The sequence below is a fragment of the Oricola sp. genome (genome assembly GCF_965230365.1).
Classification (GTDB): Bacteria; Pseudomonadota; Alphaproteobacteria; order Rhizobiales; family Rhizobiaceae; genus Oricola.
The window spans coordinates 2,522,453-2,539,414 of record NZ_OZ246003.1; the positions used below are offsets into that span (position 1 = coordinate 2,522,453).

General features: G+C 61.8%; 19 protein-coding genes. 17 read left to right on the forward strand and 2 right to left on the reverse strand.

The features are described from left to right. Positions 1 to 6 precede the first annotated feature (6 nt). The 17 genes from rpsH to ACO06R_RS12295 all read left to right on the forward strand — a co-directional run bounded on the left by rpsH (position 7) and on the right by ACO06R_RS12295 (position 13,102). On the forward strand, positions 7 to 405 hold the full coding sequence (rpsH, locus tag ACO06R_RS12215) for a 30S ribosomal protein S8 (protein ID WP_421850070.1): 399 nt from the start codon (positions 7 to 9) through the stop codon (positions 403 to 405). A gap of 44 nt (positions 406 to 449) precedes the next feature. Then, positions 450 to 983 (forward strand): 50S ribosomal protein L6, encoded by a 534-nt coding sequence (rplF, locus tag ACO06R_RS12220; RefSeq protein ID WP_421850073.1) that lies wholly within the window; start codon positions 450 to 452, stop codon positions 981 to 983. 11 nt (positions 984 to 994) lie between these two features. Further along, positions 995 to 1,357, forward strand: a complete 363-nt coding sequence (gene rplR, locus ACO06R_RS12225; RefSeq protein ID WP_421850076.1) for a 50S ribosomal protein L18 — start codon at positions 995 to 997, stop codon at positions 1,355 to 1,357. A 42-nt stretch (positions 1,358 to 1,399) separates the two neighbouring features. Further along, positions 1,400 to 1,963 (forward strand): 30S ribosomal protein S5, encoded by a 564-nt coding sequence (rpsE, locus tag ACO06R_RS12230; RefSeq protein ID WP_421850079.1) that lies wholly within the window; start codon positions 1,400 to 1,402, stop codon positions 1,961 to 1,963. 60 nt (positions 1,964 to 2,023) lie between these two features. Next, positions 2,024 to 2,221 (forward strand): 50S ribosomal protein L30, encoded by a 198-nt coding sequence (rpmD, locus tag ACO06R_RS12235; protein ID WP_421850082.1) that lies wholly within the window; start codon positions 2,024 to 2,026, stop codon positions 2,219 to 2,221. Between the two features lie 17 nt (positions 2,222 to 2,238). Then, entirely contained in the window at positions 2,239 to 2,718 is a 480-nt protein-coding gene (gene rplO / locus ACO06R_RS12240; RefSeq protein ID WP_421850085.1) for a 50S ribosomal protein L15, read from the forward strand. A gap of 156 nt (positions 2,719 to 2,874) precedes the next feature. Next, complete coding sequence (gene secY / locus ACO06R_RS12245; protein WP_421850089.1) at positions 2,875 to 4,215, forward strand: preprotein translocase subunit SecY; 1,341 nt, start codon at positions 2,875 to 2,877, stop codon at positions 4,213 to 4,215. Then, positions 4,212 to 4,796, forward strand: a complete 585-nt coding sequence (locus ACO06R_RS12250) for an adenylate kinase (protein WP_421850092.1) — start codon at positions 4,212 to 4,214, stop codon at positions 4,794 to 4,796. The genes secY and ACO06R_RS12250 overlap by 4 nt, the downstream gene beginning before the upstream one ends. A 197-nt stretch (positions 4,797 to 4,993) precedes the next feature. Next, a complete protein-coding gene (gene rpsM, locus ACO06R_RS12255) occupies positions 4,994 to 5,362 on the forward strand; it encodes a 30S ribosomal protein S13 (protein ID WP_421850095.1) in 369 nt (122 codons plus the stop codon). A 135-nt stretch (positions 5,363 to 5,497) separates the two neighbouring features. Next, complete coding sequence (rpsK, locus tag ACO06R_RS12260) at positions 5,498 to 5,887, forward strand: 30S ribosomal protein S11 (RefSeq protein ID WP_193178157.1); 390 nt, start codon at positions 5,498 to 5,500, stop codon at positions 5,885 to 5,887. An 89-nt stretch (positions 5,888 to 5,976) separates the two neighbouring features. Further along, positions 5,977 to 6,987, forward strand: coding sequence for a DNA-directed RNA polymerase subunit alpha (locus tag ACO06R_RS12265; RefSeq protein WP_421850098.1), 1,011 nt, complete (start codon positions 5,977 to 5,979; stop codon positions 6,985 to 6,987). A 36-nt stretch (positions 6,988 to 7,023) separates the two neighbouring features. Then, the gene (gene rplQ / locus ACO06R_RS12270) at positions 7,024 to 7,455 is read left to right on the forward strand and encodes a 50S ribosomal protein L17 (RefSeq protein WP_421850102.1); all 432 of its coding nucleotides are present in this window, start codon (positions 7,024 to 7,026) and stop codon (positions 7,453 to 7,455) included. Between the two features lie 97 nt (positions 7,456 to 7,552). Further along, positions 7,553 to 8,968: a DegQ family serine endoprotease gene (locus ACO06R_RS12275; protein WP_421850105.1), complete on the forward strand. Its 1,416-nt coding sequence runs from the start codon at positions 7,553 to 7,555 to the stop codon at positions 8,966 to 8,968. Between the two features lie 2 nt (positions 8,969 to 8,970). Further along, the gene (locus tag ACO06R_RS12280; RefSeq protein WP_421850108.1) at positions 8,971 to 10,287 is read left to right on the forward strand and encodes a replication-associated recombination protein A; all 1,317 of its coding nucleotides are present in this window, start codon (positions 8,971 to 8,973) and stop codon (positions 10,285 to 10,287) included. A gap of 77 nt (positions 10,288 to 10,364) precedes the next feature. Then, positions 10,365 to 10,919 carry a flavodoxin domain-containing protein gene (locus ACO06R_RS12285; RefSeq protein WP_421850112.1) on the forward strand — a complete coding sequence of 185 codons (555 nt, stop codon included), beginning with the start codon at positions 10,365 to 10,367 and terminating at the stop codon, positions 10,917 to 10,919. A gap of 804 nt (positions 10,920 to 11,723) precedes the next feature. After that, positions 11,724 to 12,104 (forward strand): fluoride efflux transporter CrcB, encoded by a 381-nt coding sequence (crcB, locus tag ACO06R_RS12290; protein WP_421850115.1) that lies wholly within the window; start codon positions 11,724 to 11,726, stop codon positions 12,102 to 12,104. Next, positions 12,101 to 13,102 (forward strand): RluA family pseudouridine synthase, encoded by a 1,002-nt coding sequence (locus tag ACO06R_RS12295; protein ID WP_421850118.1) that lies wholly within the window; start codon positions 12,101 to 12,103, stop codon positions 13,100 to 13,102. The genes crcB and ACO06R_RS12295 overlap by 4 nt, the downstream gene beginning before the upstream one ends. Before the next feature lie 12 nt (positions 13,103 to 13,114). Here the strand turns inward: ACO06R_RS12295 and ACO06R_RS12300 are convergent, their stop codons facing one another. Together ACO06R_RS12300 and ACO06R_RS12305 are read right to left on the reverse strand one after the other, a co-directional pair. Continuing rightward, on the reverse strand, positions 13,115 to 14,692 hold the full coding sequence (locus ACO06R_RS12300) for an MBL fold metallo-hydrolase RNA specificity domain-containing protein (RefSeq protein WP_421850121.1): 1,578 nt from the start codon (positions 14,690 to 14,692) through the stop codon (positions 13,115 to 13,117). Between the two features lie 88 nt (positions 14,693 to 14,780). Next, a complete protein-coding gene (locus tag ACO06R_RS12305; protein WP_421850124.1) occupies positions 14,781 to 16,946 on the reverse strand; it encodes a methyl-accepting chemotaxis protein in 2,166 nt (721 codons plus the stop codon). Between the last annotated feature and the right edge of the window lie 16 nt (positions 16,947 to 16,962).

Genomic DNA, 16,962 nt, shown 5'->3' on the forward strand with positions numbered 1-16,962 from the left:
AGAAATATGTCTATGTCAGATCCTCTCGGCGATATGCTGACGCGCATCCGCAACGGTATCCACCGTTCCAAGGATCGCATCTCGACACCGGCCTCCAAGCTTCGCGGCAACGTTCTCGATGTGTTGAAGAGCGAAGGCTACATCCGCGACTACTCGAAGGTCGAATACTCGACCGGCAAGGCGGAGTTCGAGATCGAGCTTAAGTATTTCGACGGCGCTCCGGTCATCCGGACCATCGAACGTGTTTCCAAGCCGGGTCGGCGCGTTTATGTGGGTGTGAAATCCATCCCGCATGTCGCCAATGGCCTCGGTATCTCGATCCTTTCGACGCCGCAGGGCGTCATGGCGGATCATGAAGCGCGCGATAAGAATATTGGCGGGGAGCTTCTGTGCCGCATCTTCTGATGCGGCCTGCAAGCGTGGAACCCAGTAAACGGACAGGTTGAACAATGTCTCGTATTGGAAAAAGACCGGTGAGCATTCCGGATGGCGTTACCGCTTCCGTCGATGGACAGACGGTAACGGCCAAAGGTCCCAAGGGTGAACTGTCTTTCGTCGTCAATGACGAAGTCCTGGTTGCCATGGAAGACGGTGCTGTCACCGTCCAGCCGCGCGACCAGTCGAAGGACGCCCGCTCCAAATGGGGCATGTCGCGCACCATGATCCTGAATATCATGGAAGGCGTGAAGAATGGTTTCGAGCGCAAGCTCGAGATCAACGGTGTTGGATATCGCGCCGCGATGCAGGGCAAGAACATCCAGCTGTCGCTCGGCTTCAGCCACGACGTGGTCTACCAGGTGCCGGAAGGCATCACCGCAGCGACGCCGAAGCCGACCGAGATCGTGCTGACCGGCATCGACAAGCAACAGCTCGGCCAGGTGGCGTCTGAAATCCGCGGCTATCGCAGCCCCGAACCCTACAAGGGCAAGGGCGTGAAATACGCCGAGGAAACGATCGTCCGCAAGGAAGGCAAGAAGAAGTAAGGAAACGCGCCATGGCCACGTCCAAGGAAATGAACACGCGCCGTGCGCAGCGCGTTCGCCGTCAGTTGAAGAAGGTTGCCAATGGGCGCCCGCGTCTGTCGGTGCATCGTTCTTCCAAGAACATTTATGCGCAGGTCATCGACGATCAGGCCGGCCGCACGCTTGCAGCCGCCTCGACCCTCGAAGGCGATCTGAAGGGTGCGCTCAAGACCGGTGCCGACACAGCGGCTGCTGCCGCCGTTGGCAAGCTGGTCGCCGAACGCGCCGTCAAGGCCGGTGTCAAGGAGGTCGTTTTCGACCGGGGCGCCTTTATCTTTCATGGCCGCGTCAAGGCGCTGGCCGACGCAGCCCGCGAAGCGGGTCTGAGTTTCTAACATCAACCACCGTGCTACCGGAAAAGAACGAAGGAAAAGGATATGGCACAGCAAGAACGTGGAGGTCGCGGACGCGGACCTCGCGAAGAGGTTGAAAGCGAGTTTGTAGACAAGCTCGTCCACATCAACCGCGTCGCGAAAGTGGTGAAGGGCGGTCGCCGCTTCGGATTTGCCGCGCTCGTCGTCGTCGGCGACCAGAAGGGCCGCGTCGGCTTCGGGCACGGCAAGGCACGCGAAGTGCCGGAAGCCATCCGCAAGGCGACTGAATCGGCAAAGCGCGACATGATCTTCGTGCCGCTGCGGTCTGGCCGCACGCTGCACCACGATGTCGAGGGACGTCACGGCGCCGGCAAGGTCCTGCTGCGGGCGGCTGCTCCGGGTACCGGTATCATCGCCGGTGGTCCGATGCGCGCCGTCTTCGAGACCCTGGGCGTTCAGGACGTCGTTGCCAAGTCGCTCGGCACGTCCAACCCCTACAACATGGTCCGCGCGACGTTCGATGCGCTCAAGCATCAGATGCATCCGAAGGATGTCGCCGCCCAGCGCGGCCTGAAATACTCGACGCTGCAGACGCGCCGTCGCGACCTGATTGGCGCCGAAGAGTAACGGGATCGAGCTCCTGCCAGCGTTGATGCGGGGCAGGGGTCATTGGAAGGACACTGACTGATGGCTGACAAGAAGAAGGGCTCGATCACCGTTGAACAGATCGGCAGCCCGATCCGCCGGCCGGCTGACCAGGAACAGACCCTGATCGGCCTTGGCCTGAACAAGATGCATCGCCGACGTACGCTGGAAGACACTCCGGCCGTGCGTGGCATGATCCGCAAGGTCCAGCACCTCGTCCGCGTTGTGGACGAGGCCTGATAGGCGGGAGAAGAGATATGAACTTGAATGATCTGCGCGACAACGAAGGCGCGCGTCCGTCCCGCAAGCGCGTTGGTCGCGGTATCGGCTCTGGCAAGGGCAAGACCGGTGGCCGCGGCGTGAAGGGTCAGAAATCCCGTTCGGGTGTTGCGATCAAGGGCTACGAAGGCGGTCAGATGCCGCTCTATCGTCGCCTGCCGAAGCGCGGCTTCAACAACATCTTCGCTAAGGACCTCAACATCGTGTCGCTCGGCCGCGTGCAGACCGCAATCGATGCCGGCAAGCTCGATGCGAAGAAGCCTATCGATGCCGCAGCGCTCGCCGCAGCCGGCGTGATCCGCCGCGTCAAGGACGGTGTGCGTGTCCTCGCTGATGGCGAACTGACGACCAAGAAGGTTTCCTTCGAGGTTGCCGGCGCGTCGAAATCGGCAGCCGAGAAGATCGAGAAGGCCGGCGGTACGCTGACCGTTCTCGCACCGAAGGCGCCCGCCGAATAACGAAACGGAAAGGCGGCGCCTGGGCGCCGCCTTCTCTATGCCCGATAATGACTTGCGTCTGCCCGGCACGGCGCTTATCTCCGCTACTGATTGCGTTGTCGGGACCGGGTCATCACCCGAAATGCACCGGCCGAGCCGAAACCGGAGATACTTTTAATGGCATCCGCAGCAGAACAGCTGGCAGCTAACCTGAACTTCGGCGCCTTCGCCAAGGCGACAGAGCTCAGAAAGCGAATTTGGTTCACTCTTGGCGCTCTGCTGGTCTACCGCCTCGGTACCTACATCCCTCTTCCCGGCCTCGACATGGATGCTTTCTCGCAAGCATTCGCGAATCAGTCGGACGGCATTCTCGGCATGTTCAACATGTTTGCCGGCGGCGCCGTCGAGCGCATGGCGATCTTCGCGCTCGGCATCATGCCCTACATTTCGGCCTCGATTGCCATTCAGCTCATGACATCGGTCATCCCGACGCTCGAACAGCTGAAGAAGGAGGGCGAGCAGGGCCGCAAGGTCATCAACCAGTATACCCGCTACGGCACGGTGCTACTCGCCACCATGCAGGCCTATGGCATCGCCGTCGGTCTGGAGAGCGGCAGCGGCATTGTTACGGATCCGGGCTGGTTCTTCCGGATTTCCACCGTCATCACGCTTGTTGGCGGCACCATGTTCCTGATGTGGCTCGGCGAGCAGATCACCGCGCGCGGTATCGGTAACGGCATTTCGCTGATCATCTTCTCAGGTATCGTCGCCGGGCTTCCGGCGGCCGTCGCCGGAACGCTCGAACTCGGCCGCACCGGCGCGCTCTCCACGGGCATCATCCTGGCAATCATTGTTCTTGCCGTGGTCGTGATCGCGGTCATTGTTTTCGTCGAACGCGCGCAGCGCCGGCTGCTGATCCAGTATCCGAAGCGCCAGGTCGGCAATCGCATGTTCCAGGGCGACACGTCGCACCTGCCGCTCAAGCTGAACACCGCCGGCGTTATCCCGCCGATCTTCGCTTCGTCGCTGCTATTGCTGCCGGCGACGCTGGCCGGCTTCTCTGACACGTCCACGCTGCCAGACTGGTCGACTGCCGTGCTTGCAGCGCTCGGCCACGGCCAGCCGCTCTACATGCTTTTCTACGCGGCAATGATCGCCTTCTTCGCATTCTTCTACACGGCGATTGTCTTCAATCCGCAGGACACAGCCGACAACCTGAAGAAGCATTCGGGCTTCATTCCGGGTATCCGGCCCGGCCAGCGCACCGCCGAATACATCGACTTCGTCCTGACGCGCATTACGGTCGTCGGCGCGATCTATCTCGTGCTGGTCTGTTTGTTACCCGAATTTCTTATAGCGTCCGCGGGCGTGCCGTTTTATCTCGGAGGAACGTCTCTGCTGATTGTTGTCAGCGTCACGCTGGATACGGTTGCGCAGGTTCAGGGACATTTGATCGCCCATCAGTATGAGGGTCTGATCAAGAAATCGAAACTTCGCGGGGGAAAACGCGGGCGATGAGACTGATTCTGCTGGGACCGCCGGGTGCGGGCAAAGGAACGCAAGCGCAGCGGCTGGTCGAGAAATACGCGATCCCGCAGCTTTCGACCGGTGACATGCTGCGTGCAGCGGTAAAGGCGGAGACCGAGGTAGGGCTTCGGGCCAAGTCGGTGATGGACGCCGGCGAACTGGTTTCCGACGCCATCGTCAACGCAATCGTCTCAGAGCGGATCGACGAGGCCGACTGCGCCGACGGATTCATCCTCGACGGCTACCCGCGCACGCTGGCCCAGGCCGACGCGGTTGCGGAGATGCTGGCGGGCAAGAATATCAGCCTTGATGCCGTGATCGAACTTGTCGTGGATGACAAGGCGCTGGTCGGCCGCATCGTCAAGCGCGCCGAAGATGCCAAGGCGGCGGGGCAGCCCGTACGCAAGGACGACACGCCGGAAGTCTTCGACGAGCGCCTGCGTGAGTACTACAAGAAGACCGGTCCCCTGATCGGATACTACTATGCCAAGGGCATGCTCAAAAACGTCGACGGTATGGACACGATCGACGGTGTTAGCGAGCAGATCGAGGAGCTTCTGGCTTCGCTCTGAGAAGCGGCTTCAGAAACATGAATAAGGGGTTGACGGCAGTGTCAACCCGTGCAATAGCGCTGCATCTTCCCTGAAAGACCGGATAGATGCGCCCTTTGGGCTCGCTTCTGCTTGATCGGGAAACCCGCAAGGGCCGGCCTCCACCGGACGCGGGTCAACAAGAAACGCCGGTGCAACCGGCCCACATGGAGAACAAGATGGCACGTATAGCCGGTGTTAACCTGCCGACAGGCAAGCGCGTCGTGATTGCGCTGCAATACATCCACGGCATTGGCGCGAAATTCGCCCAGGATATTGTCGAGAAGAACAACATTCCTGCGGAGCGCCGCGTCCACGAACTGACCGACGCCGAAGTGCTCGGCATTCGCGAGACCATCGACCGCGATTACCAGGTTGAAGGCGACCTGCGCCGCGAGGTGTCGATGAACATCAAGCGTCTGATGGATCTTGGCTGCTACCGCGGTCTGCGTCACCGCCGCAATCTGCCGGTTCGCGGCCAGCGCACGCATACGAATGCCCGTACCCGCAAGGGTCCGGCGAAGCCGATCGCAGGCAAGAAGAAGTAACGAACGTTCGAACGCTCCCGTCGATGGGCGCTCCGAGCCTTTGCGGGTTTGGCGCGAAACCGGTGCGGGGGATGATTGCACGTTCTCAGGTGTAGCCGCTGGCACTACGGCGGTGTTGAGATCGAGAGGAAACAAATGGCAAAAGATGCCGGTCGCGTTCGCCGCCGTGAACGCAAGAACATTTCGTCGGGCGTGGCGCACGTCAATTCGACGTTCAACAACACGATGATCACCATCACCGATGCGCAGGGCAACACCATTGCCTGGTCATCGGCTGGGATGCAGGGCTTCAAAGGCTCGCGCAAGTCGACCCCGTTCGCCGCACAGGTGGCCGCCGAGGATTGCGCCAAGAAGGCGCAGGAGCACGGCATGCGGTCGCTCGAGGTCGAAGTCTGCGGACCGGGCTCGGGTCGTGAATCGGCGCTGCGCGCTTTGCAGGCGGCCGGCTTTACGATCACGTCGATCCGTGACGTGACGCCGATCCCGCACAATGGCTGCCGTCCGCGCAAGAAGCGCCGCGTCTGACATTTTTCGGTCGGTGCCGATCCTGCATCGACCCTTATTCAGATCTGTTGCCACGACTGGATGGTGGCAAGGAACCTGAGGGAAACGCCGTGATACATAAAAACTGGCAAGAACTGATCAAGCCGAAGAAGGTCGAGTTCAAATCGGGAAGCGCCAACAAGGTGTCGCTCGTCGCCGAACCGCTGGAGCGTGGCTTTGGTCTGACACTCGGCAACGCGCTGCGTCGGGTGCTGCTGTCGTCGCTGCGCGGTGCTGCCGTGACCGCAGTGCAGATCGATGGCGTGCTGCATGAGTTCTCCTCGATCGCTGGCGTCCGCGAAGACGTCACGGACATCGTCCTGAACATCAAGGAAATCGCCATCCGCATGGAAGGCGACGGTCCGAAGCGCATGGTCGTGCGCAAACAGGGCCCCGGCACCGTGACCGCCGGCGATATTCAGACCGTTGGCGATGTCGAGATCCTCAATCCGGAGCACGTCATCTGCACGCTCGACGAGGGTGCGGAAATCCGCATGGAGTTCACCGTCGACAACGGCAAGGGCTATGTGCCGGCCGACCGCAACCGCGCCGAGGATTCGCCGATCGGGCTTATCCCCGTCGACAGCCTCTATTCGCCGGTCCGCAAGGTCTCCTACAAGGTCGAGAACACCCGCGAAGGTCAGGTGCTCGACTATGACAAGCTGACCATGACCATCGAAACCAACGGTGCGGTCAGCGGCGAGGACGCCGTGGCGTTCGCTGCCCGTATCCTGCAGGATCAACTGGCCGTCTTCGTGAACTTCGAAGAGCCCCAGAAAGAGGTCGAGGAAGAGCAGGTCCAGGAACTGGCCTTCAACCCGGCGTTGCTCAAGAAGGTCGACGAACTGGAGCTTTCGGTCCGCTCGGCGAACTGCCTGAAGAACGACAATATCGTCTACATTGGCGATCTGATCCAGAAGACCGAGGGCGAGATGCTGCGCACGCCGAATTTCGGCCGCAAGTCGCTCAACGAAATCAAGGAAGTGCTGGCGTCCATGGGGCTCCATCTCGGTATGGAAGTCCCGGCATGGCCGCCGGAAAACATCGAAGACCTCGCAAAACGCTACGAGGATCATTACTGATCGCCGGTCTGACCGGCCAATTCAAGGAGAAGGCTCATGCGCCACGGAAAATCCGGCCGCAAGCTGAACCGCACTGCCAGCCACCGCAAGGCGATGTTTGCCAACATGGCCGCCTCGCTGATCGAGCATGAGCAGATCGTGACGACGCTGCCCAAGGCCAAGGAAATTCGCCCCATCGTCGAAAAGCTCGTCACGCTCGGAAAGCGCGGCGACCTGCATGCGCGCCGGCAGGCCATCGCGGCCATCCGCGATGAACAGCAGGTGCGCAAGCTGTTCGACACGATCGCCACACGCTATGCGGACCGCAATGGCGGTTATATCCGGATCATGAAAGCCGGCTTCCGTCATGGCGACAGCGCGCCGATGGCGGTGGTGGAATTTGTCGACCGCGACATCGACGCCAAGGGTGCGGCTGACCGTGCCCGCGTCGAAGCGGAGGAGCAGGCTGCCGAAGAAGAAGCAGCGTAATCCCGTCGAAAAGATCGGGTTTGTGAAGGGGCCTTTAACGGCCCCTTTTTTTCGTTAAGCTACGGCGATTCCCGTCACCCGAGGAGCCTGAAGCCCCATGTCATCGTTTCGGATCCTGCCGTTTTTGGCGGCGTTCGTCGTCCTGTTCGGCGCGGTTGCAGCTGAAGCGCAGTACAATGACCGCAACCGCCGGGTGCCATCCACGATGGAAGAGGTGAGGTGGTCGTTCGCGCCACTGGTCAAGCGAACGGCGCCCGCGGTTGTCAACGTCTATGCCGAGCGGCTGGTCGAGCGGCGCTCGCCATTCGAGGGTGACCCATTCTTCGAGCAGTTCTTCGGCGGGCAGTTCGGGTCGCGCCGGCCGCGCATGGAGTCGTCGCTGGGCTCGGGCGTGATCGTCGATCGATCCGGCCTGATCGTTACCAACAACCACGTCATCGGTGACGCCGACGCCATCCGGGTCGCGCTCGCCGATGGTTCGGAATATGCCAGCACGGTCGTGCTGCGCGACGAGCGCTCCGACCTGGCCGTGCTGCGCATCGACGCAGGCAAAAACCTGGACTTCCTCGATCTCGCCAATTCGGACGCTGTCGAAACCGGCGATCTGGTGCTGGCCATCGGCAATCCGTTCGGCGTCGGTCAAACCATCACGTCAGGCATCGTCTCGGCGTTGGCCCGCACGCGCGTCGGCGTGTCGGACTTCGGTTTCTTCATCCAGACCGATGCGGCGATCAATCCCGGCAACTCCGGCGGCGCGCTCATCGACATGTCCGGCCGGCTGATCGGTATAAATACGGCGATCTTTAGCCGCTCCGGCGGGTCCAACGGCATTGGCTTTGCGATCCCCTCCAATATGGTGCGTGCGGTGATCGACCAGGCGCGCGGCGGCGCCGATGCCTTCGAGCGGCCCTATCTCGGCGCGTCCTTCGATGTCGTTACGCCGTCGATCGCCGAAAGCCTCGGCATGCGCCGGCCCCGCGGTGCGATTGTCACGGAAGTCGTGCGCGGCGGCCCGGCCGGCCGCGCCGGGCTGCGGCCCGGCGACGTGGTTCTCAACATCGACGGGCGCAAGATCGAGCACCCGGATGCACTCGGCTACCGGCTGGCGACAGCCGGTCCGGGCAAAGTCGTCACGCTGGCGTTGCTGTCGCGAGGCAGGCGGGTCGCGCTCGACGTGCGTCTGGAGCGCATTCCCGAGACGGTCCCGCCGCAATCCACGCTGATCACCGGTCCCAATCCTTTGTCGGGTGCGACAGTCGCCAACATCTCGCCACGCCTGCTCGACCGGCTTCGCATCCGCTATCGCGGCGACGGGGTTGTGGTCACCGACGTGCAACGCGGCTCGCCGGCCGCGCGCGCCGGATTCCGGCCCGGCGATATCCTGCTGCGCATCAACCGCGCCGAGATCGACAGTGTCGATAAGGTGATCGACGTCACCGCGTCAGGCGGTCGTTCCTGGAGTTTCGAGATCAACCGGAACGGCTCCAGGGTCCGACAGTTTTTCCGCGGGTAACGATGGCGGATCTCTTTGCCAGCCCGGAGCCCGAAAAGCAGGATGCCCAGCCGCTCCGACCGCTCGCGGACCGGCTGCGGCCTGACACGCTTGCCGACGTCGTCGGCCAGCAGCACCTGACCGGCGAGGAGGGCGCGCTGACCAGGATGATCGAAGCCGGAAGTCTCGGCAATATTATTCTTTGGGGCCCGCCCGGCACCGGAAAGACTACCATTGCCCGGCTGCTGGCCGGCGCCACGGGTCTGCATTTCGAGCAGATATCGGCAATCTTCAGCGGCGTCGCCGATCTGAAGAAAGTGTTCGATGCCGCACGGCTGCGCCTCGGCAACGGCGTGCAGACCTTGCTGTTCGTCGATGAGATCCACCGCTTCAACCGGGCCCAACAGGATTCCTTCCTTCCCGTGGTCGAAGACGGCACGATTGTCCTTGTCGGTGCGACCACCGAGAACCCGTCATTCGAATTGAACGCCGCGCTTCTCTCGCGGACCCGCGTGCTGACCTTGAAGCGGCTCGACGAGGAGGGGCTTGGCAGCCTGCTGTCACGCGCCGAAACGCTGATGGGCGGGTCGCTGCCGGTCACACCAGAGGCCCGGCACACAATGCTCGCCATGGCCGACGGCGATGGCCGCGCGGTGCTGACACTCGCCGAGGAAGTCTATCGCGCCACCAAGCCGGACGAAACATTGGACGAAGCAGGCCTCCGCGCCATTCTTCAGCGCCGCGCACCCATTTACGACAAGAGCCAGGACGGCCACTACAATCTGATTTCAGCGCTGCACAAATCGGTGCGCGGCTCCGATCCCGATGCTGCGCTCTACTATCTCTGCCGCATGTTCGATGCCGGCGAAGACCCGCTCTATCTCGGCCGCCGGCTCGTGCGCATGGCAAGCGAGGATATCGGCCTTGCCGATCCGCAGGCTTTGTCGATAGCTCTCGCCGCCAAGGATGCCTACGACTATCTCGGCTCGCCCGAGGGTGAGTTGGCATTGGCCCAAGCCTGCATCTATCTGGCGTCGGCGCCGAAATCGAATGCCGCCTATACCGCGTTCAAGGCTGCAATGCGCGCGGCCAGGAACAACGGATCGCTTCTGCCGCCCAAGCACATACTGAATGCGCCGACAAAGCTGATGTCTTCGGAAGGCTATGGCGACGGTTACCGCTACGATCACGACGAGCCGGATGCCTTCTCCGGCCAGGATTACTTTCCCTCCGAAATGGGCCGCCAGAGTTACTACGACCCGGTGGAGCGAGGTTTCGAGCGGGAATTGCGGAAGCGCCTGGACTACTGGGCGGCGCTGCGCCGGGAGCGGCAGGGCTGATAAACCTTTTCAGTTGATTGGTATCAAGGCCCGGTTGCCGCGAGTGCAGCAGTCTTGGCCGAACACGGAGGTGAGACATGCGCATTTTGCTCGTCTACGCGACGGTCGAGGGTCACACACGCAAGGTTTGCAATCACATCAAAGCCACGCTGGAAGGCGGCGGACACCAAGTCGTCGTGATCGACGCGAGCGATGAGACGGCATTGCCGGATCCGGACACCATCGACGCGGTCATCGCCGCAGCACCAGTGCACACCGGCACCTTCCCGGTGTCATTGCGCCGATTGCTGAAACGCCAGCACGAACAACTCATGGCGCGTCCCGGTGCATTTATCTCGATATCGCTATCGGCAGCTGGTTCGGACGAGGACGACATGGCCGAGATCGTCAAGATCACCGGCGATATGGGCGAGGAAACCGGCTGGTGGCCGGTCGCGGTTCACCATGCCGCCGGCGCGTTGAAATACACCGAGTATGATTTCTTCCGACGCTGGGCGCTGCGGCGGATAGCATTCCAGAATGATGGCCCAACCGATACGGACCGCGATTACGAGTTCACAGACTGGGTCGCGCTCGACACCTTCGTCACCGGATTCGTGAAGGAAGCGCCTAAACTGGCCGGAAAGATCTAGCGAGTCGCGCCGGATCGGCCTTCGGGGCCCTCCACCGGTCGATAGGAAAGATTCGAACCCGCATGATCTGATATAAATATCAGAGGGTTAAGAGGGAAACTTCGCAACAGATATAAAACACGCTCCGATCCTCGCCATATTCCGGTCCTTGGCTATGGTTCGGACCACTGGTGATGTCAGGACTTTGTGCGTGACCGCGGGGTGCGCTGCCTGATTGCGACCCCGCCTGTTGTATAGGTTTTTTGCCTGTGTCAGCGTTTCTTCAAAAAACTTAAAAGGATAGAGCGTGCCTGGCGCGAAACTTATTCACCGCCCCCAAACCCTCCCTTACAATCTCATCCGCCTGCTCACGGAAGTCTGTCGTGCACACCGGCTGATGGGGAGTGGGACGGTGCCTGCTGGGTAATACAGAGGTGTGTTGCTGGGTGATGAACCCCCACGGCAGGGCGGCATGAAGCGGCGCGCGCAGTCTTGTTTTCCCGGACAGAGTTCCGGGCCGCCGACCGAAGCTGCAAGACCACCGAACGGGCGGTCCGAGGATCGCTATACCTTTTAGACGTTGCGATGCTTTGACCGCCCGTCTTCCAGTTCTGTGACAACGCTGGTTCCGGGAATGGGGCGCGGTGGCGATGACGTGCGCCTTGTTGAGATAAAGCGCGCCACTCTCCACTCTTCGAGGGGGAGAATGCGATGTCAGCGTCTTAGCCGCCGGCTAAGTGCTGGAAATCGCAATTGGGGGAAGGAAGTACCCGTCGCCAACCAGCCCCCTTTCGCCGAACAAGGGCATGGAGTAGGAGGGCAGGCATGTTGCATCTCCTTCTCGTTGCCACCGGCGGCGCGCTTGGCGCGGCTGCCCGTCACTTGATGAACACGGCGGCACTGCGCCTGTTCGGGCCGGGGTTTCCGGTCGGCACGCTTGCCGTCAATGTCGTCGGTTCTTTCGCCATGGGCCTGCTAATCGCCGTTCTGGCGCGCCGCATTGGCGGAACCAGCAATGAAGTGCGCCTGTTTCTCGCCACCGGCTTTCTCGGCGGCTTCACGACGTTTTCGGCATTCTCGCTCGACTTTGCGCTGATGTGGGAGCGCGGCGATCACGGTGTGGGGTTCGTCTATCTTGCCGCCAGCGTTGTCCTGTCGATCCTGGCGCTGTTCGGCGGTCTGGCGATTGTCCGGGTGTTGGCATGAGCGGGCAGGGATCAGCGAAGGTCGAACAGAAAGATGTCGACGCCGACGAAGCCGGTATGCGCGTCGACCGTTGGTTCAAGCTGCATTATCCCGATCTGGCCTTCGGTGCGTTGCAGAAACTGCTGCGCACCGGCCAGGTGCGGATCGACGGCAAGCGTGCCAAATCCGATACGCGGCTGGAGGCCGGGCAATCCGTGCGTATCCCGCCCGGCGCGGGCGGTACGAGATCGTCCGGCGCGCCGCTGACGGCGCGAACCATGCGCAACGCCAGTGACGGCGAGGCTTTGCGCAAGATGATCCTCTACGAGGACCGCAAGGTGCTGGTCCTCAACAAGCCTGCCGGATTGGCTGTGCAGGGTGGATCCGGCGTCACCCGGCATATAGATGGCATGCTTGAGGCCTTTCGCAACCAGAAGGGCGAAAAGCCACGGCTCGTACACCGGATTGACCGCGATACCTCGGGTATTCTTGTCATCGCGCGGACGCGCGGCGCCGCGCAGCGGCTGACGGCTGCCTTTCGCGAGCGCGACACAAAGAAAACCTACTGGGCGCTGGTCAAGGGCGTGCCAGGCAAGCGGGAAGGGCGCATATCGACCTGGCTCGTCAAAGAGCCGACGCCTGATGGCGACCGGATGCGGGTGTGCAAGCATGGAGAGCCGGACGCCGACCATGCCGTGTCCGATTATCGCATCGTCGAAACCGCCGGGCAAAAGCTGACCTGGCTGGAGATGGAGCCGGTGACCGGGCGTACCCACCAATTGCGGGTCCACGCGCTGCACATGGGCTGCCCGATGATCGGCGATCCGAAGTATTTCGAAGACGATCCGAACTGGGAATTTCCGGGCGGCATCCAGAAGAAGCTGCATCTGCATGCGCGCCGCATTGTCATTCCGCATCCCGACGGCGGCACGATCAATGCGACCGCGCCGCTGCCGCCCCACATGGTTCAGAGCTGGAACCTGCTCGGCTTCAGCGAGAAGGACTCCGAGGCCGGCTGACGTCTGCGATCGCTAGAGCGCCTTGCGCAGGCTTTCGATGATGCTGCGGCGTTCCGCATCGTCGGCGGCGGTGTTGAGCCGCTGTGTCAGGGCGACGATGAACGCTGCGTAATCGTTGTTCCAGTCGGTCAACAATTCGCCGCGCGGAATGCGCTCCGGCAGCCGGCCCTTCGAGCGTGCGTCGCCGGCCACCAGCTCGAACGCCTCGTCCATCTGCGGCAAGACCACGGCCTCTGGTTGGAGGCCGCGCTCGATCAGAAGCCGCGCGAGTTCCTCGCGGGCGTCGTCATCGCCGTGATTGAGAAATATCCGCCCGGCGATCGGCGTCCGCGCCATGATCCAGTCGATAAGTTCGCCCTGATCGGCGTGTGCGGAGTAGTTGCCGAGCTGCCGGATGTCGGCCTTGACGAGGTACTCCCGGCCGTGAATCCGAACCATTGGTTCGCCGCTGGTGATGTAATGGCCGAGCGTGCCTGGAGCCTGATACCCGACGAACAGGATTGTCGCGTTGGAGCGCCAGATATTGTTCTTGATATGATGTTGGATACGCCCCGCATCCGCCATGCCGCTGGCCGAGATGATGATCGCGCCGCTGGTGATCTGGTTGATCGCCTTGCTCTCCTCGACGTCTTGGACGAGACGGAAACGCGAATCGCGAAACAGCGTCTCTTCGGAAACGGAAATATCATCCAGCGTGTGCGCATGCTTGATGAAGACTTCCGTCACCGCCTTGGCCAGCGGCGAATCGAGAAAAACGGTCGTGTGCGGGATTTCGCCTTCCGCCAGCAGCACGCCGATATCGTGCAGCAACTCCTGGCTGCGTTCGACCGCGAAGGCCGGGATCACCACATTGCCGCCGGCCGACAGGCCGCGGACGAGTTCTTTGCGCAGCATCTCGCGGCGCTTTTCGAGCGTGTAGTCGTCACGCTCGCGGTCGCCATAGGTGCTTTCGCAGACGATATAGTCGAAACCCGCTTCCGCGTCTGGCTCCGGGTGAAACACCTTCTCCTCCGGGCCGATATCGCCGGAAAACAGGATCCGCATCGTGTTCTTTCCGTCCGCGGAGGGAAACTTCATTTCCACCGAGGCCGAGCCAAGCATGTGACCCGCGTTCCAATAGCGCATGTGAACGCCTGTCTCCGGTTCGAACCAGGCGTCGTAGTCGACCGGCTTGAGCAGGTGCAGCGTTTCGCGGACGTGCTCTTCGGTATAGATCGGATCGACCGGCGGCTCGCCCTTGCGCTGCCGCTTGCGGTTGTAGCGCTCGGCATTCGACTTCTGGATTTTTGCCGAATCCAGCAGCATGAATGTAAGCAGATCGGCAGTCGGCGCGGTGCAATAGATCGGTCCGTCGAACCCATGCTTCACCAGTTTCGGCAGCAGGCCGGAATGGTCGATATGGGCGTGAGTCAACATAAGAAACCGGGCTTCGGCCGGATCGAATGGGAAAGGCTTGTCGTTTAACGCCCGGATCGTCTTGTTGCCCTGGAACATGCCGCAGTCGATCAGGAACCGCGTGCTCGCGGCTTCGACCAGAGAACAGGAACCCGTTACCGTTCCCGCAGCCCCGTGAAATGTCAGCGTCGCCATCGACCAACTCTCCTGTCAGAACACCAGACAGGTTTGGCAAATTGCCGATGGCGCGGCAAGTCCGGAAACTTGCTGCCCGGGCAGCGCCTTAGAATTCGGTCCACTCCTGCGGATCGGTGGCGAAGGCGGTATTGCCGGCTGTGGCGTGAACCGGAATCGGACTTGCCGGCGGTGCCTCGCGTTGCGGCAGCCGCTCCACATTGTCGAGCCGGAATTGCCCCATGCTTTCGCCGAGTGAAATCGCTTCGTCGGCCAGAGTTCGGATGCCCGCCGTGGTCTCCTCGACCATTGCCGCATTCTTCTGGGTGCCGTTGTCCATCTCGCTGATTGCGACATTGATCTCGGTGATCCCGTTCGACTGCTCGCCGGTGGCGTCGACGATCGTGCGGATGTGCTCGTTGACGCGGTTGACCTGCTCGACGATCGCCTCTAGCGACTTGCCGGTCTCGCCGACGAGTTGCACGCCGGTCGCCACCTTCTGGCCCGAGGCCTCGATCAGCGCCTTGATTTCATGCGCGGCATTGCCACAACGCTGCGCCAATTCGCGCACTTCCTGCGCGACAACAGCAAAGCCCTTGCCGGCATCGCCCGCCCGCGCGGCCTCGACGCCTGCGTTGAGCGCCAGCAGGTTGGTCTGGAAGGCGATGTCCTCAATCAGCACGATAATGTCGGAGATCTGGTTTGATGATTTCTCGATCTCGGCCATTGCGGAGACCGCATGCTCGACAATTTCGCCGGAGCGAGCGGCGTCCGTCGCAGTTGCGTCGGCCTGTTCACCGGCGCTGCGGGCGCTGTCGGCAGTCGAGCGAACCGACGCTGTCATCGTTTCCAGCGAGGCCGCCGTCTGCTCCAGCGCCGCCGCCTGCTGTTCGGTGCGGCGCGAAAGGTCCTCGGCGGCGTTGGCGATCCCGCGGCTGCCTTCTTCGATGTTCGTCGCGCTCAACACGGCAGCGCCGACCGTGACCCCAAGCTTCTCGACGGAAGTGTTGAAATCGCTGCGCAGGCTGTCAAGTTGCGGCACAAAGGCCTCATTGATCTGCACGGTCAGATTGCCGGCCGAAAGGTCGCGCAGGCCTTCGCCCAACGCGTTGATCGCGGTCTGCAGATCTTCGGATTCCGCTTGGCGCTCGGCGTCGCGTGTCGCACGGTCGCGCTCGTTGGCATTGCGCGTTTCCTCGGCTTCGGCCTCGGCTCGTCGGCGGGCGATCTCGCTGTCGCGAAAAACCGTGAGCGCTCTCGCCATCTCGCCGATCTCGTCGCCGCGATCGACACCGCCGATGCCGATATCGGTGTCGCCCTCCGCCATCGAAGCCATGACTTGTGTCGTTTCGGCGAGCGGGTTCTTGATCGAACGGCTTATCAGCCAGACGACCGCGCCGACGGCAATGCCGCCGATCAACACCGAGAGTAGCGCAAGCATAAGCGTATTCTGCGCCGCGGCGTCGGCCTTTGCGATCGCCTCGGCCTCCCGCTTTTCGAGCTGGGTGATCATCCGGTCGATGATCGGTTCCAGTATCGCGGCAATCTGCGCGCGCAGTTGCGTCTCGCGCAGGGTCTCCTCAACATAACGCTGAAACGTTTCGCCGTAGCTGGTGACAATTGCATCAGCCTCCGCGCGTTGCGGCAACCAGCTCAGGCCCAACTCGTCCCAGATCGCGTGGAAAGCCTCGATCTCCATCTCGTGCTGATCGGCATAAGTTTGGCTATGGGTGAGGATGAAATCCCGCTCAAGGGTGCGCAGCGTCAATAATGCGATCTTGAAGGCTGGCGCCTCGAGCTCGCCGACAATCTCTTCCACATCGCTAACTGCAGTTCGCAGCTCTCCACGCAAACCGCGCGTTTCGATCAGGCCGAGCAGCTCATGCGAAGCGACCAGGGCCCGGAAATCGTCGACATACCCGGCGAACGCCTCGTCGAGTTCGTCGATCTCGCTCAGCAGCCATGTGTTTTGCGACTCCTCGGCAATCTCGCGCAGCTTCCCGGTATCCTCGACGATCTCGCTTGCTAGCGCGCCGTGGTCGGCGATCAACGATTCTTCGCCGGTAAGCAGGTAATCCTTCTCGATGCGGCGGGCGTCTATGGTCTTCGAACCGATTTCCTCGATTGTAAAGGCAAGCGCTCCATCGACTTTCGCCGACTTCATCAGTTCATTCTGCCGATTCGCACCAACCATGAAAATCCCGGTGATGACGACCATTCCAACGATCGAAAGCGGTGCGAACATGGCCAGTTTGTGCGCGATGCGAAGACGCATGGGAGCTCCTCCGGGA